The 14,592-nt window shown below is 39.2% G+C and carries 14 protein-coding genes and 1 tRNA gene; 4 read left to right on the forward strand and 11 right to left on the reverse strand.

All coding sequences use genetic code 11. The annotated features are described in order from the left end of the window. Nucleotides 1–156: 156 nt before the first annotated feature. Nucleotides 157–2,700, reverse strand: a complete 2,544-nt coding sequence (locus CH361_RS08385; RefSeq protein ID WP_100790361.1) for a hypothetical protein — start codon at nt 2,698–2,700, stop codon at nt 157–159. A gap of 162 nt (nt 2,701–2,862) precedes the next feature. On the opposite strand from CH361_RS08385, the gene CH361_RS08390 reads away from it, so the two are divergent. After that, a complete protein-coding gene (locus tag CH361_RS08390; protein ID WP_002973585.1) occupies nt 2,863–3,267 on the forward strand; it encodes a PaaI family thioesterase in 405 nt (134 codons plus the stop codon). A 5-nt stretch (nt 3,268–3,272) separates the two neighbouring features. Continuing rightward, nucleotides 3,273–3,359 (forward strand) — tRNA-Leu (locus tag CH361_RS08395). Between the two features lie 8 nt (nt 3,360–3,367). Here the strand turns inward: CH361_RS08395 and CH361_RS08400 are convergent. Genes CH361_RS08400 through CH361_RS08430 form a run of 7 tightly spaced genes read right to left on the reverse strand, consistent with a single transcriptional unit; the run spans nt 3,368 to nt 10,798 of the window. After that, entirely contained in the window at nt 3,368–4,141 is a 774-nt protein-coding gene (locus tag CH361_RS08400; RefSeq protein ID WP_100790362.1) for a hypothetical protein, read from the reverse strand. 7 nt (nt 4,142–4,148) lie between these two features. Beyond that, complete coding sequence (locus tag CH361_RS08405; RefSeq protein WP_100790363.1) at nt 4,149–5,489, reverse strand: N-acetylmuramoyl-L-alanine amidase CwlD; 1,341 nt, start codon at nt 5,487–5,489, stop codon at nt 4,149–4,151. A 52-nt stretch (nt 5,490–5,541) separates the two neighbouring features. Continuing rightward, nucleotides 5,542–6,294 carry a hypothetical protein gene (locus CH361_RS08410; RefSeq protein ID WP_100790364.1) on the reverse strand — a complete coding sequence of 251 codons (753 nt, stop codon included), beginning with the start codon at nt 6,292–6,294 and terminating at the stop codon, nt 5,542–5,544. Between the two features lie 58 nt (nt 6,295–6,352). Further along, on the reverse strand, nt 6,353–7,012 hold the full coding sequence (locus CH361_RS08415) for an O-methyltransferase (RefSeq protein WP_100790365.1): 660 nt from the start codon (nt 7,010–7,012) through the stop codon (nt 6,353–6,355). Next, nucleotides 7,009–7,848 (reverse strand): MBL fold metallo-hydrolase, encoded by an 840-nt coding sequence (locus CH361_RS08420; protein ID WP_100790366.1) that lies wholly within the window; start codon nt 7,846–7,848, stop codon nt 7,009–7,011. The genes CH361_RS08415 and CH361_RS08420 overlap by 4 nt, the downstream gene beginning before the upstream one ends. After that, on the reverse strand, nt 7,848–9,251 hold the full coding sequence (locus CH361_RS08425) for a M16 family metallopeptidase (RefSeq protein ID WP_100790367.1): 1,404 nt from the start codon (nt 9,249–9,251) through the stop codon (nt 7,848–7,850). Before CH361_RS08425 ends, CH361_RS08420 begins: the two co-directional genes overlap by 1 nt. Then, nucleotides 9,248–10,798, reverse strand: coding sequence for a M16 family metallopeptidase (locus CH361_RS08430; protein WP_100790368.1), 1,551 nt, complete (start codon nt 10,796–10,798; stop codon nt 9,248–9,250). Before CH361_RS08430 ends, CH361_RS08425 begins: the two co-directional genes overlap by 4 nt. 21 nt (nt 10,799–10,819) lie before the next feature. Here CH361_RS08430 and CH361_RS08435 point away from each other — a divergent pair, with 21 nt between their 5' ends. Together CH361_RS08435 and CH361_RS08440 are read left to right on the forward strand one after the other, a co-directional pair. Further along, on the forward strand, nt 10,820–11,515 hold the full coding sequence (locus CH361_RS08435) for a hypothetical protein (RefSeq protein WP_100790526.1): 696 nt from the start codon (nt 10,820–10,822) through the stop codon (nt 11,513–11,515). Further along, a complete protein-coding gene (locus CH361_RS08440; RefSeq protein ID WP_100790369.1) occupies nt 11,516–11,944 on the forward strand; it encodes a lipoprotein in 429 nt (142 codons plus the stop codon). A 15-nt stretch (nt 11,945–11,959) separates the two neighbouring features. Here CH361_RS08440 and mpl17 read toward each other — a convergent pair whose 3' ends face one another. From mpl17 to CH361_RS08455, 3 genes are all read right to left on the reverse strand, one after another. Further along, on the reverse strand, nt 11,960–12,388 hold the full coding sequence (mpl17, locus tag CH361_RS08445; RefSeq protein ID WP_100790370.1) for a cell surface protein MPL17: 429 nt from the start codon (nt 12,386–12,388) through the stop codon (nt 11,960–11,962). 13 nt (nt 12,389–12,401) lie between these two features. Then, nucleotides 12,402–13,559 carry a DNA methyltransferase gene (locus CH361_RS08450; RefSeq protein ID WP_100790371.1) on the reverse strand — a complete coding sequence of 386 codons (1,158 nt, stop codon included), beginning with the start codon at nt 13,557–13,559 and terminating at the stop codon, nt 12,402–12,404. Between the two features lie 76 nt (nt 13,560–13,635). Next, the gene (locus tag CH361_RS08455; RefSeq protein WP_100790372.1) at nt 13,636–14,592 is read right to left on the reverse strand and encodes an RluA family pseudouridine synthase; all 957 of its coding nucleotides are present in this window, start codon (nt 14,590–14,592) and stop codon (nt 13,636–13,638) included.

Consider the following 14,592-nt stretch of genomic DNA (forward strand, 5'->3'; position numbering starts at 1 on the left):
GTGGAGATAGGTAAGCAAGTCTTGTCCTAAAAGATTAGAAGAAGTGTGGATTTATAATTTTGATTTTGCTTACCTATTTTACTTAAGCCGCAATCTCATCGGAGTGTACCTCTGTTCTGTTTGTTAGACTGATCGAATGGGAAAAGTTGTCAAGAGTTAGTTTCCTTTTGCCATTAAGAATTTTTCCATAAACTCGGTAATGTCTCTGATGTTTCTGTTGATCATCTTACGAAGTTCAGGAGGGATATTTTGGGATTTGATCACTCGGTAGTAGTTCAGAGCATTTTTCAACATCTTACGACGAGCAAACTCTTGTGCCTTCATCAGCATAGGTTTGTATTTATAATAAGAATATTCCATAATCGAATAATTCTTCGACAAACGAAATGCATGGGGAATCTTTCCAAAGTCATAAGTCAGTGTTAAGAATGGTGCGTCATCAGCTTCGGGAGGTTTTAGTTCCAAAACCCCATGGATGATTTTTTCTGGTTCATCCTCTGTGGCTTTTTCAGCCATCTCATCCAGAGGGATAGGAGACTCTTCGTCTGCAATCTCACCTAAGTCCCCATCTACAATTTCAATCTCAGGAGCTTCCGCATCTTCTAAAGCCGGACCTTCTCCCGGAAGACCAGCCTCTTCTCTTAACTTCCTTTCCCGGAAAACTTCATCAGCATCAGGAAGACCAATTTTTAAATCTTCACTGACAAGCGGCCTATTGGTAAGTTCCACTTGGATCGGTAGATCTGTTTCAATGATGGTTTCTGACTTCTGTTTGTTTGGATCTTGCGCTTCCGGTAAGTCGGTCTTTGGTGAAATTAACTTTTCTGTTTGCGGATCAACAGGATCAGGAAGTTCTAATTCTTTGCGTAGTGAATCCGTAGTGGATTCAAACCAATCTGGCTCATCAGGAGAAGGTTTTTCCGAAGGATGGAGGAGAGGATCTTTATTATCTCTTCTTAAATCATCCGCGTCAGGTAAACCAATGGGTTCGAGGTCCCATGCATCCGGTAATTTTAAACCTTGGTTTTCCGGAAAGTAAGGTTTTAATAAATCGTTGAGAGAAGCTTCCTCCCCTCTTGCTTCCAACTCCTTAGCTTTCTTTTCTATTTTTTTTAAGGCTTGGTTTTTTAAAAAATCTTCCCTTTCCTGAAACCGATCTCTTTTCCTTCTGTCTTCCCCTGAACGTCTGTCTTTCCTACCCGCAAGATTGGTTCTTCTGTCAGGACTCTTCCTTCTCTCCTCACCAGACCTGCGGTCCACAAGAGGAAGGTCTTTGAATTGTTTCCAATCATTAGAAAAAAATGTATCTTCAGGAAGATCCAGTTCAGAAACATCTTTTTTAGAAATCTGTTCAGCAAGCGACTGTAAGTCGATTGGTTGCCTTTCGGCTTCTGGACTTCTTTGAACACCTGGCATGTCTGGGGGAACATAGAAGGGACCAACAATCCCTGATCCTGGTGGTGCCACAGGAAAACCCGGAGGGCTTCCCGCAAGTCCTCCGGTCGTTAAACCTTGGTTTAACGATTGTAAAAGCTGATCCTGGTTTTTTATCGCTTTTGGATCAAAACCAGGGCTCTGTGGTGAAGATTGTAAAAACTGATAAACAATTGGATGGACTAATTGATTTCCCCCAGCAACTGTTTGATTCACTTGTGGACTTGAAAATGAACTCGGAGGTGGTTGTTTTTCTCCTGGCCTTGTGGTTTCAGGAGAACCGGGAGGGATTGGTGGTGGTGGCAACTGACCCGACGTCTGTGGTGACGCCTGCGGCATTTGTGGAAAGTTAGGTGGTGGACTACTTTGTGCAAACTGAATGGCGCGAGCAATCGACTCTGCAAACAATTCAGAAACTTCTTTTAATGCACTGACTAAATCACTTAGATCTTTGTCCGGTTTAACACCCAGTCCCGATTTCGGATCCTTTTTTTTGGGTTTTTCTTTTCCTAAACCATCTGGTTTGGATTTTTCGTCTTTCCCTGGTTCTCCTGCTTTGGCTGCGGGAGGATTGTCTTCTAAAAACTCTTCAAGATCCTGAATGTTTTTCTTTATCTTTTCTTTGATTTCAGGATCAGGAATTCTGTGACCTGTCCTTTCAAAAATTTCAATCGCCTCTTCCACTTGTTCCGCTTCCACAAGTGCTTCCGCATTGAGAAGTGGCCTTCTATGAAAACTATACTTCGAATTTTTTGAGATGATATCATCGGCAGAAAAACTAATGTCTGGAGATTCTCTTCTGGGACGTTCTCCCGAAGAAGGAGATTCTGAATTTTCTTCGCCAAAATCACCTAACGGTAGATCGCTGAGACTTTTAGGTGGTTTTTGTTTTTCCCTTCGATTCCGTCCTGACTTTGGCTCCTTACTTCCGCCAATTCCTGGTTCGCTGGTGCCATCTTCTTCTAACTCGAAATCAGGTAATCTTTCGGAAAGAGGTTTTGGTTTGGATTTAGGTTCTTTGGAATCTGTTTGAAAATTTAGTTCCTCCCCGCGACCACCACGGGAACCTTTCTCTACTTTTGATGAGCCCCTCTGAGACTTCGGACTCTCTTCTTCCTCTAGGTTTGATTGTCTTTGTTTTTGCCTTCTCTTTTGGCGTGGACTTAAGTCCTCAGAAGGCCCACCTCTCCCCTCGTTCCTAGCGATATCATTGAGGTCGGCACCAGTGCCAGACAAACCGAGTAACATCATGAGGGTGGTTAACATAAGAAGGTTCTACTCTTTATTTTCGAGGTTTTCTATACGGTAATTTAAGGTACAATCCAAGAATATTCGATTTATTGGCATTTTACGCAAGTAATTGGGCCAAACTGACCGCAAGTTCTTTTTATGCTTGACACAAGAGAAATTCTTGCGTTCCATGGTGGCATGAAATCCGTTGCGAAAAAAAATCTCAGCTTTGCCTCCTCACCGGACAATGCAGACGGGTTGCAGTTAAAAATCACTTTCGATGAAGACACAAAAACTGCCTTCGGTGATTATACCTGCCCCGAAAAATACCAGGGTTTACCGGATCAAATCCACCCAGGTATTATTTCTACCATCTTAGACGAAATCATGGTCAAGATCAACGAAGCGATGAATTTCGAAACCACAACTGGTGAACTTACCATTCGTTTCTTACAACCAGCAAAGGTAAATGAACCGTTACACTTACGTGGATGGTTTGTGAAAAAGAACAAAAAAATTATCGAAAACCGCGCTGAAATAGAAAATGAGATCGGCAAAATAGTGGCCCGCGGAAAAGGTAAATATATCGAAGCTGAAGACTGATTTATGCCGATGTGGTGGAATTGGTAGACGCAGTGGATTCAAAATCCACCGATGGTAACATCATGCCGGTTCGATTCCGGCCATCGGTACCAACAGTAATTTAGTTCGAATACCTCTCACAAGCCTTTTGATAAAAATCCTCTTCGATGCGATCAATGGCTTGTAAGACGAGGGTTATCTCTCTCTCCTTCATCTCATCAAAGATCTCTCTTCCTTCTTTTAAGATCGATATACCTAAGCGAATTCCCTTTTTATCATCTTCTGTATAAATAGTTCCTTTCGATTCCATTTTGATCAGGATGTCTTCCATGATGACTATGATTTTTCGGATGAGTTCTGCATCGGAGAAAACTTTGAAGAGTGCTCCAATATCTTTTCTAAAAGCATCTGCCTTCTTTTTTTCTACTTTTGAGATGAGTTTCTCCATAGCAAATTCAGATTCTAAAAAGACTGCCTGGTTTCCCTCTTTATCCAACTCAAGAACGAGTTCTTCTTCGAACTGATGGGCTGTTACATAAGACTGCAAAGCTGCAAGTCCTGCTTTGAGTGCCAAAGGAAAGTGTTTTCCAAACCGAAAGATAGAGAGAGCCAAATTTCCAAGGATCCCCCAAATTTTTGTGGGATGATTCACAAAACCAGATAACGCATCAAAGGCGGCATCTAGCTCCTTACGTTTCGAATATTCTGGATACAAATATTCCAAAAAAAACTTAAGTAACTGATCAATTTTAGAACGAGAGATAGAACCAAACTCAGGATAGAGTTTTAAATTTTCCGCAGAATACCTTTTTTGTAAGGCTTTCTGATACATCAAAATCAACTCTTGGAAAAGAGGATGGGTGAGGACTTTCGAAGTTTCTTTTTTTGGTTTCATCTTCTAATTATAAAACCTCATCGAAATAATTCTCATACCTTTCCCAATTGACTTTTTTTCCTTTTGGGTGGTAAGGTAGTTCCGATTTTTTTTTCACATCCAGACCAACAAACAGTGAATAAATGCCCACAGCTAAAGAAATCGCGGTTTCTTTTTTGTTTTGGGTTAAGTATTTGATATCGCGACTCCGATTTACATATCCAATTTCAATAAAGGCACAAAGGGCATTGGTGTAAGTTGGTAAACTATAAGTGGAGATATATGGTTTTTGGATGGGTCCAAGTTCCGGGTAGGGAGAATCCTTTTCTTTGAGTTGGATGGGAAGCCCATACTGGACAAAACGCATTAGTTCTTTTGTTACATAATGGTTGTCTCCACCAAAACCTTCTCGCCCCCCCTCCCTTCTCCATTCTTCTTTTTTGCCCTTTTCTCTTTCCCAAAACTTCCCCGTTTCCGAGAAATCACTATGGTTTGTGGCGTATGGCCCTGGTTTTCCAATTTGTTTTTCCCAGTTGGAATCGTCCGCGTATCGCCAGCTAACCATATTTTGGCGATATCCTTCAAATTTAAGACTGTCAGTATCCTTTCCATTTTTTTTGGACCAATACCCATGTAGATAAATCCAAGTATCGGCCATAGCATTTTCTAACTTGGACCAACCTGACTGAAAGACCAACCATTCAGACCAAGGACCTTTCACAAAAGTATTTGGGGATTTTTTCTTTTCCGAGATTTTTTTGATTTGTGAAAATGTTTTGTAACCAGGAGTGAGAACAGCCCCCATCCCACCTGTTTGGCCTTTACTTGCCGGATTCAAATGCAAAGACAAAACGAGCCATGGCTTTTGTTCATTAATTTTAGACAACCGACCTTTCCGTCTGACACCCGTTTTCGGGTCTGGAAAGTCATACAAACGATATGCGGCATTGGGATCATCAGAACTCGGGTCATCATCAAAAGAAGATTCGCGAGTGAGTTTACTTTCTAGAACTACCCTTGTGAAATCGGATTTTTTAGAAAATAGTTTTAAATAACCTTCAAATTCTTTCCAACCAGCTTCAGTTTCCGTTAATTTTAAAATTCTATGGACTTCTTTTGCAAGTTCCAGTACAACCTTTCTTTCGGTAATGTTTCCGTGTTCGGTTCCTTGTTTGTAGGTTTCTAAGTAAGTCTGGGTGACACTGTCGTACTTATCTCCATGTTGTGTCTTAGGATCTTTGGCAACTCCACCATGACCTGGATCAACAGCGATGCGATATACTGGCACTGCTTCCAAAACAAGGGAAAACATACAGAAGCTGGAAATGAATAATAATTTTCGAAACGGGAGAAAGGACAAAAAAACCACGATGGGTCATTCTCCGCCCGCATACGAACGGAGAAAAGAAAAAGATTAAGGACTATTTTGTAGTTTGGCCTTGGCTAAAGATTTGATTTCTGTTATCACTCAAGTCTTTACCATATTTATCAGTGATGACTTTTTTGTCGGCTTCTGCTTCCTTGAAGTCAGATAAAATCTTGATTCCATAATCCTTGGCAATTCGGTAATGTACGATGGCATCGTAGAACCTGTCCTCACGAGTCATATCAGTTGCTAAACCCAATTGTCCATAAGCAATCCGAAGTTTTTGTTGGCCTTCCGCAATTTCACGGTAAGGAATGACGACTTTGGATCCTTCTTGGGAATTCTCCACTAGTTGTGCTTGTTCTTGGCCTGTGATCAAATCGGCACACTCAGCGAGCAAATTTTGTGTTTTGGCATCATAGTTCTTTGAAAATTTTCCAAGAAGTGTCGCAATGTCTTTTTCCAAAGTTACCATTGCTTTTCCTGAAGCGATGTAAGCACGACGGTAATAATAACGTAAAACCACCTGGTAGTCTTTTTTGATTTTTTCTAATGCAGTTTTAGAATCAGGAACTTCATCACCAAAATTAGCGGTCACAATGGTTAAGAGTTTGATCGCATTGATGACTCTGTCTTTGTTATTTTCTGAAATATTTTTATACTGTTTGCGTTCTAAGTTATTTCCTTGGTCGAGTTTGTCGAGTTCCTCAAAGGACTCTTTTCCTTTTTCAGGAGCTCCTGACTCTTGCGCAGAAATTGACAAACAAAAGAAACAAAACAAAAGGATGATGAAACTATTTTTTAACACGAAACTTGCTCTCCTTAAACCAAGGAGCAGAATACACGGAGAAGAGAAGGTTTGACTACTATTTTTTATCCTTTTGGAAAAAGAGTAATCCATCACCAACGGGATATAAAGTATAACGAGAAACTTGGGATTTTACCTCATCCCAAAGAGTCATTACAGCTAAATCGGATGGTTTTTGGGGGTCTGGACTGAGAACCCGTCCATGCCATAACATATTATCAAATAAAAAATAAGATCCAGGTCTTGCTTCTTTCCAAAGAATACGAAAGATTTCCGGGTAGGTAATTTTATCACAATCCACAAAAAAAAGATCTGATTGGATCCACTCATCCTGTTCTCTTTGCAAATATTCCAGAACAGAAGCAGTCACTCGCTTAACGCGAATTTGTTCCCAGATCCCCATTTTTTTTGCGTATTCATCGAGTAAGGCGGCTTGTGCCTCATGACGATCTACAGTTACAAACTGAGAGTTCAGAGAACCAACAGCCATCCAAAGTGTGGAATAACCAAGGCCTGTTCCCAATTCCAAAACTTGTTTTGGTTCGACTAACGATACCAGATGAGACAAAACTCCACCAGTGGCCGCTGTCACAATGGGTATGTTTTTTTCTTTGGCATAGGTTTCCATTTCCGAAAAAACTGGGTTTGGTTTGTACACCAAACTAGAATCAATATAAGATTCAAGTTCTGGAATAAAAATGCTTGGTCTTGGTTTCATGATTTGGGAGGTAAAAAAAGAGAAATTCGATCTTTGAGAATGGGAGGAACTTTTTTACGGAATAAATCGTTTAACTCGCGATAACTATATCTTTTCGAAGGATGGATGAGGACAATGGCTTCGTTTTCAAAAGCAGAAGCATGTTCTATAATTTCATCAAAATGGGTATGTCCCCATTCTCTTGCACGACTCACATCTCTTTTATCACAATAATAAGTGCATTCCATAAAGAGAATTTTACTTTTGCGAACATCTTCGTTTTCCAAAACGTATTCTATTTTTGTATCTCCGGAAAATGAGACCAAAGGAACAGAAATTTCTTCTGTAGGATCTTCTCCCTGCTCTTTTTTCCTTCTAATTTCTTCCGAACTAAGACTAGTCCATTCTTTCTTTAACTTACGTTTGGTTTCATAAATGGTATAACCTTGAGAAGGAACTCGGTGGAAACTAGGCCAAGGTTTAAAAAAATAACCAGGTTTCAAATCCACCCGTTCCCCAAAACCAAGACCAATCAATTCACAATCATAATCAAAGTCTTCAATTTCAGAATAGAGTTTGAGAATTTGAGACATTTTTGGTTCTAATGATTTAGGAAGGTAAACTTTAGGAACAGAAAGTTTACGAAGACTCCTTTGCGATACATAGTAGGGAATCCCACAAGAATGATCCAAATGCGCATGGGATAATAAGATTCTACCAATATGAATTTTATCTGGATTGATATATCCAAAATCAAACATAAAGTCTAAAGAGGGACAAATGATAGAGGTTCTGATCCCTCCTTCCGAGATCCCTTCAAACTTAATCCCTTTGTATTCGAAACTAGCGGTTAACATCAATCTTCTGGGTTCAAAACCTTAATAGGTCCTTTTAGGGAAGATTCTAAAACCTTCGGACCAACAACGGTCACAATGAGTTTGTCCGATTGGAAGTAGAGTTTTCCTACTCTCTTCAAATCATTAAGAGTCAACTGATCGATCTCTCTTCGGAAGTTCTGTAAATATCCCTCAGGCATATTATGATCACGCCTTCTTACTTCACTAGCAAGAGTTCTTTTATCATCTTCAAATTGAAATACAAACTGATTGATAATCGCATTCTTTGCTCGGACAAGTTCTTCTTCGGTCAGTGAATCAATGATTTTTGGTTGGATGAGCTCTTGCATCAGAGAAAGAACTTCCTTGGCTGATTCCGTTTTGGTCATGGCAAAAAACTGAATGGTTCCGTAGTTTTCTTGAAAATCGGTATTACTACCTGCCGAGTAAGCAAGGCCCCTATTGTTTCGAATTTCTCTCATATAATAGGAGTTAAATCCCCCTGCCCCAATGATATAATTCAAAACCTGGATGGCATAAAAATCGGGATGATTGTGTTCAGGCAAAACTCCCAACATAGAAATGAATGTTTGGTTGACATCCTTCACTACCAAACGAATTTCTTTTCCTTCCTTTTTTACATTTTCAGAGAGTAAAGAAGGAGTGATTATTTCAGATTCTAGTTTTTTAGATCCTTCTAATAAACTTGGGAAAAAACTTTCCCAGGCCTTCAAATCATAATCACCAGTCACAAGAAACCTACGTTTTGGCTCCTCTAAAATCTCTTTTTGAAACTCGGTAAGATCCGAAAGCTGCAAAGATTCCAAACCGGAAATTTTCATCGAAGTACCGGCTATGGTAGCACGAAAGAGTGCTTCTTTTGCTTTCCTTGATCCAAGGGCAGTAGGATTATCGTTTCTTCGTTTGATCTCTTCAGTGAGTTTCCCTTTTGTGGTCATCACAAGTGATTCCTCTAAATGTGGTGCCGTAAAAAAGGATTTGATGACCGGTAAAACTTCTTTCTCTGTAGATTTTAGATAAGCGATACTAAATACTGTTTTTTCATAATCAATCGAAACAGAAAACGAAGCTCCGTAAAACTCCAATGTTTCGAGAAACTTTTCTTTGGGAAAAGTCGCAGAACCAGAGAGCTCCCAACTATCTTCTAAAAGTTTTGCCGTCTCAACCGCGCGTTTTCCTAAATGTTTTTTTCCATGATATACATAGATATCTGCATAAACAATGGGGAACTCAGCGTTTTTTAAAGAAAATATTTCTACACCAGACGACTGTTTCACGGAAGTAATTTTTGGAACTTCAAATTCTAAAGGTTTGAACTGTAAATCACGAACAAACTCACCCATCTCCCTAGCAGAAAGACCCAAAAAACTAAAACCAATTAAAATTAAATAAATACGTTTCATTCTGATTTTTTCCTTACATCTTCCAATACACCAACAACCACCCTATCTTTTGAAAGATAAGTAGGAATTAGAGTTTGAATGTCTTTGGATGAAGTTTTCATAATCGAAGAATATTGCCGGAAAAGCCCAGTCCAATCCCCATATAACAGTTGATAGTAACTAAGAAGGTCCGCAATACTTGCATTTTCATCCAAAGTTTTGATAAAGTCAGAAACCATTTGGTTTTTCACTTTATCAAGTTCCTCTGCGGGAATTCCATTTTCTTTGATTTTTGTTATTTCTTCCCAAATGATTTTTTCGATTGTTTCTGGTTTTGCGTCTTCTTTTGGTTTCACAAAAAATACAAAATAGTTTTGGTATCTTTCTCCTGGATAACCGTTGGCTGCCCCCACACTGAGAGCTAGTTTCTCTTCTAATACAAGTCGTTTGTATAACCTAGAACCCGTTCCCGCAGTGAGGACTGTGGACAAAACATCAAAGGAAGAATTGTCTTTATGAGGATAAGGAGGTTTTAAAAAACCCATCATCATCTGGCTTCCCGAAGGATGATACACTTTGAACCTTTTTTCACCAGGAAAAGATTTTTCTTCCACTTTATAGGTTGGTCTTGGTTTTCCTGGTTTTAAATCAGAAAAATATTTACGAATGATGGTTTCTGTTTCTGCAAAATCAAATTGTCCCACAACAGAAATGACCATACGATCGGGAGTGTAATGTTTTTGAAAAAATGCTTTGGTATCTTCTATTTTTAAAAAAGGAAGGCCGGTGGAATAACCAATCACAGGTTTTCTGTAAGGATGACTTTCGAAAGCGATCGAAAAAAACTTCTCACGAAGGACACCCGCACCACTATCATCAGTTCTCATTCTACGTTCTTCAATGACAACATCTCTTTCTGTATAGTATTCTCGTAAGATTGGGTGTTTCAAACGATCGGACTCAATTTTGGCCCAAACTTCTATCCGGTTATTGGGAAGTTGGATTTGGTAGTTGGTAACATCTTGTGAAGTATAGGCATTGAATCCAACCTCACCATTTTGTTCATAAATATAAGAATCTTCGTTTTTTACGATAAACTCATCTTGTAATTGGATGAGGTTTTTTAATCGGCGCTCTAAAGTATCTTTTTCCTCTTGTAAAGAAGGAGGAATCGTTTCTCCGCGCGTTGTGAGATCGCGAATTTTAAGTTTCAGATCATCGAGTTCAGTTCCCCAAACTTCAATTTGTTTTTGGTATTTTTCTTCTTTTGCAAAATCAGTGGTGCCCACTGTTTTGGTTCCTTTAAAAAGCATATGTTCCAAAAGGTGAGCAGTTCCTGCTTCTTCCGGTGTTTCGTCCACAGCACCTACAAGGAATTTAATGTACAAGGCTACAGTTGGAGAAGTTCCCCGTTTCATCATCACAACCGTGAGTCCATTGTCCAAACGAATGGTCTTTATCTTTTCTCGGAACTGAGATTCAGATGTCCCAAAGAATTGGTCCTGGGAAAAAACTGGCAAAATTTGTAGTAGGAAACAAAGGAAAAAGATTCGTAATTTCGACATCATCTACTAGTCTTGAAGTTGGAAATGGTTCGTAAACTTCTAATTTTAAGCTTCTTTTGTTCATGCCGCCTCTTCACCATTGCAGATCCCAATTATGTGGAACGAGCTCTTCTCAATGAAACGGATGAAGGATTCATTTCACGGGAATTCTTCCAAATCAAAGTAGAAATTCCAGTTACTTACAAAGAACTCTCTGGAGTCGAAAGGCGAGAAGATTGTAAACGAAGGGCCTTTGTGGAAAGAGAGAGATTGACTTTGCCCTACCTTGTCAAGATCCAAAGGCAAAAACATAAATTTGGTGAAGGATTTAACGAATATGCAAAGTCCTTGGAAGGAAAGGATAGAGAAACTAGGTTACTGAGTAATGCCCCTCAAAATCCAACAGCAGCCACTAGCGGAACGACTACCACCACAACCACACCAGGATCCACGACCACTTTACCAAGCCAACTCACCACCCAAGGGCAAATCGCTACAAATTCCTTACAAACACAACAAGGCTCTGGACAAAACCTAGGCGAAGTTAGGGGGAATCCCCAAGAGCCAAAAGAAAACATGATTGAAAACACACATAACTTCGGATGGTTCTTTGAAGGCCTTACGCTTTACAAAGAAGATTACACCGATCGCACAAAATGTGCTTTCCTATTCCGCAACATCCAACCTAAATTAATGGAACGTGTGGAGACAACTCCGCTCCCAGAACCTAGGAAACTGTAAATGAACAAAACAATATCAAGGATGATCCTTTCTTTTGCCATTCTCACTCTTGTTTGGAATTGTAAGTCCAAAGAAACTAAAGAAGTCTCGCAACCTAAAGATTCAGAAAACGAAGTGATTCTTGAATTTACGAAAGCCAAGGAAGGTTTTCTTTCTGAGTCTTTATTCCAAGTAGCCGTATCAAGTGTACTCGAAACTGAATCTGGAAGAATCGAGGAAGCAAAAACCATTGCGGAACAAAAATCTCTGAACTTATTAAAAACTTATACCATACCAAATCTTTCTGATAAAGGAAGAAAAGAACTCAGAGATATTTCCAAAGAAGGAAAGATTGTGGATAAAAACGTTTCTGTTGGTGGAAGGTATTTTTTCTTATACCAAATCCAAAAATCCAACTTGAAACGTCTTGTTACTAAAGACTTAGAATGAACTTCAAATTTCTAATTAGATAGAAAACGATTTGTTTACCTTAGCGGGAATACAAATGTTTTTCACAAAATTACAATAAAACAATTTAGCATCTAGTTGCAATTTACCCTTACCTTCTACTTGGAAGGTTAAGGGTTTAAGATATTCAAAGTATTCTGGTTTTTTGGGATGGACTGGTCCTTTTAGTTTTAAATCAGCATTTAAAACTTTTAAACCATCCGCACCTGACAGAAGTAAACGGTGTGGCGCTTCCATTTGAAATCCAAAGTCTTTTGGTAAAAATAATTCTAACTCATATTTCCCTGCTGCCTTCTGTTTGACAGAAATTTCAATGGGATGCGATTCTAAGGAATCAGCTTTTAATTCACTGGCTGAATCATAACAACCTACAAGTCCCAAAGAAACCAAAAGAGAAAGTAAGGCAAAAGTTCGAATTTGTTTCATACAAAGATTAGACTTACAAAACTTTTCGTAAAACCACACATCGGTTGGAATTTGTGCCTTTTTCGTTATTGGAAACTTGCCAACAATTAGAAAGTTTCGTAAAACTTTGGGTATGGACATAGGTTTTATTCCAAGTAAGTCCCGTTCCTTCCGCCATCCTCACCACGTCTTCATCCAAATAAAGAATGGAATTTCCTTTTTTCACCTCACCCACTTCCATCACCATATAGGCCCCTTTTTTCAGAACCCTTGCTGATTCCTTTAAAGTTGAACGGATGAATTCATTCCAGTCATTCAGATTGCTGAAGATACTGAGTTTTCTATCTTTTGACTTCCTGATGTCAAGAAACCAGTGGCGTAACCAATTGTCTCCTTCGTAATCCACTTTATCAAGAAACGGGGGTGAAGTCACAATTAAATCCACAGATTCTGAATCCAAATTAGGAACCGAGTTCGCCGAATTCAGTGAATACAAATTGTTTTTCGAAAATTCATGATAGAACGGTGGAATGGGCATCGCCAAATCTCGTTTCATCTTTTGATAGATTCGAGGTTTGATGGGACGGTAGTCTGGAGTTTGGCCACGTTTGATATTATTCTTGGCTTGTGCTTCCGGCGGAATCGATACTTGAGGGAAAGTATAAACGGAAAAGAAACCAGTACTATGTCCATGGAGTCTAGACAATGCAATGAGAGAAATGAATTTCATCTCTACTGAAAAATCCTCCGCCATATATTTCTTTAGGTTTTTAATTTCTCTTAAAGTTCTAGGATGAAAAAAAGGAAGAAGATTGATATCAAACGGATCATCTTCCACTTCTTTATCTAAATCCAAAGAGTTTAATTTTTTTTCTAGATCTTCAAGTTTAGGAACATATTGCCTAGCACTGGCAAGAAAAATAGACAAAGGATGGATATCGTTATGAACGGCAACATGGCCTTCGATATTTGCTTGGATGGCAGTGGTTCCCCTACCACCAAACGGATCATATACGACCCTATTTTTCTTTTTTAAGAATTCCTTCATAAAAAAAGAAGGAAGTTCTGGTTTAAATGATGCTCTATAACTTACGGTATGATGAATGGAATGTCCTTGACGTTGTTTTGCAGTCCAAAACTCACCAAATACAATTTTTTCCGAATCCTTTAATAATCTGCCTGCTCCTGCCATCCTTTGCAAAAGCCTCCTCTCTCTTTATAGAAAGATCGGAGGAAAGGTGATCTTTAAGTTGGATTTTTATTAAAACCTATGGGACATAGTCTTGATAATCAGGGAAGAAAGAAAGTATATCATTTTGAACTTCAGATTTAACAAGAACTTGGGAATTCCCTCTTTCGTCCAAATAACTAATGCTATGTGCATGCAAAAGTTGACGATGGAACCCAAGTTCCTTCAGTAAAACATCACTCAAACCAGACTGAACAAAATCCAAAAACATGGTTTCTCTTGGGCCATATAGTTTATCACCCAAAATGGGAAATCCTAAATAGAGAAGGCTTACACGTATTTGATGGATCCTACCTGTAATCGGGCGCACGAGCACCAAACTAATATTTTGCGAATCGTTATAAGAGAGAGGAAGGAAATTTGTAGAAACAGATTTGGCTTCTGAAAAATCATAAGGAGAGAATTTCATTTTTTTACGGATGGCCGAATCTAAATCTTTTCCGATAAACCCTTCTAAACAAACTTCCTTCTCAAATCGCCCTCGCACCACGGCCAAATATTCTTTTCTCACTTCTCGTGATTCAAATTTCTTTTGTAACCAAGTTCGACTCTCCTCTGTTTTGGCAAAAATCACGATCCCTGAAGTTTCCCGGTCGAGTCTATGTACGGGAATCACAGTAGGATAAACCATCTCCAACAGATTCAGGAGGGTTCGGGTGCGATACCTTCCGGCAGGATGCATGGGTAAATTTGCTGGTTTATCAATAAAGAGAAACTCTTCTGTTTCCTTTAAAATTTTATAATTTGTATCTACTTCCGGCTCCTGGATCCTACCGGGAATTGGTTCGTAGGTGACAGTATCCCCTTCTGAAAGAACCAAATCTGCCTTTGCAATCTTTCCCTGGACTTTGACACGATTCTCTTCGAGTAAAAAAATCCACTCGGGAGGGCTATGGTAAGGAAACTTGGTCGTGAGAAACTCAAATACAGTTTTACCCGTAAAAGGATAACGAATGAGTGAGTGATAAGCACTCAT

This window comes from Leptospira brenneri (genome assembly GCF_002812125.1).
GTDB classification, from domain to species: domain Bacteria; phylum Spirochaetota; class Leptospiria; order Leptospirales; family Leptospiraceae; genus Leptospira_A; species Leptospira_A brenneri.

Coding starts and splice junctions, on each gene's coding strand:
- CH361_RS08450 (WP_100790371.1), bottom strand. CDS start 13,559: ATGGCAGGAGCAGGCAGATTATTAAAGGATTCGGAAAAAATTGTATTT.
- CH361_RS08455 (WP_100790372.1), bottom strand. CDS start 14,592: ATGAGTGCTTATCACTCACTCATTCGTTATCCTTTTACGGGTAAAACT.
- CH361_RS08420 (WP_100790366.1), bottom strand. CDS start 7,848: ATGTTAACCGCTAGTTTCGAATACAAAGGGATTAAGTTTGAAGGGATC.
- CH361_RS08390 (WP_002973585.1), top strand. CDS start 2,863: ATGAAATCCGTTGCGAAAAAAAATCTCAGCTTTGCCTCCTCACCGGAC.
- CH361_RS08440 (WP_100790369.1), top strand. CDS start 11,516: ATGAACAAAACAATATCAAGGATGATCCTTTCTTTTGCCATTCTCACT.
- CH361_RS08430 (WP_100790368.1), bottom strand. CDS start 10,798: ATGATGTCGAAATTACGAATCTTTTTCCTTTGTTTCCTACTACAAATT.
- CH361_RS08415 (WP_100790365.1), bottom strand. CDS start 7,012: ATGAAACCAAGACCAAGCATTTTTATTCCAGAACTTGAATCTTATATT.
- mpl17 (WP_100790370.1), bottom strand. CDS start 12,388: ATGAAACAAATTCGAACTTTTGCCTTACTTTCTCTTTTGGTTTCTTTG.
- CH361_RS08425 (WP_100790367.1), bottom strand. CDS start 9,251: ATGAAACGTATTTATTTAATTTTAATTGGTTTTAGTTTTTTGGGTCTT.
- CH361_RS08400 (WP_100790362.1), bottom strand. CDS start 4,141: ATGAAACCAAAAAAAGAAACTTCGAAAGTCCTCACCCATCCTCTTTTC.
- CH361_RS08435 (WP_100790526.1), top strand. CDS start 10,820: ATGGTTCGTAAACTTCTAATTTTAAGCTTCTTTTGTTCATGCCGCCTC.
- CH361_RS08385 (WP_100790361.1), bottom strand. CDS start 2,700: ATGTTAACCACCCTCATGATGTTACTCGGTTTGTCTGGCACTGGTGCC.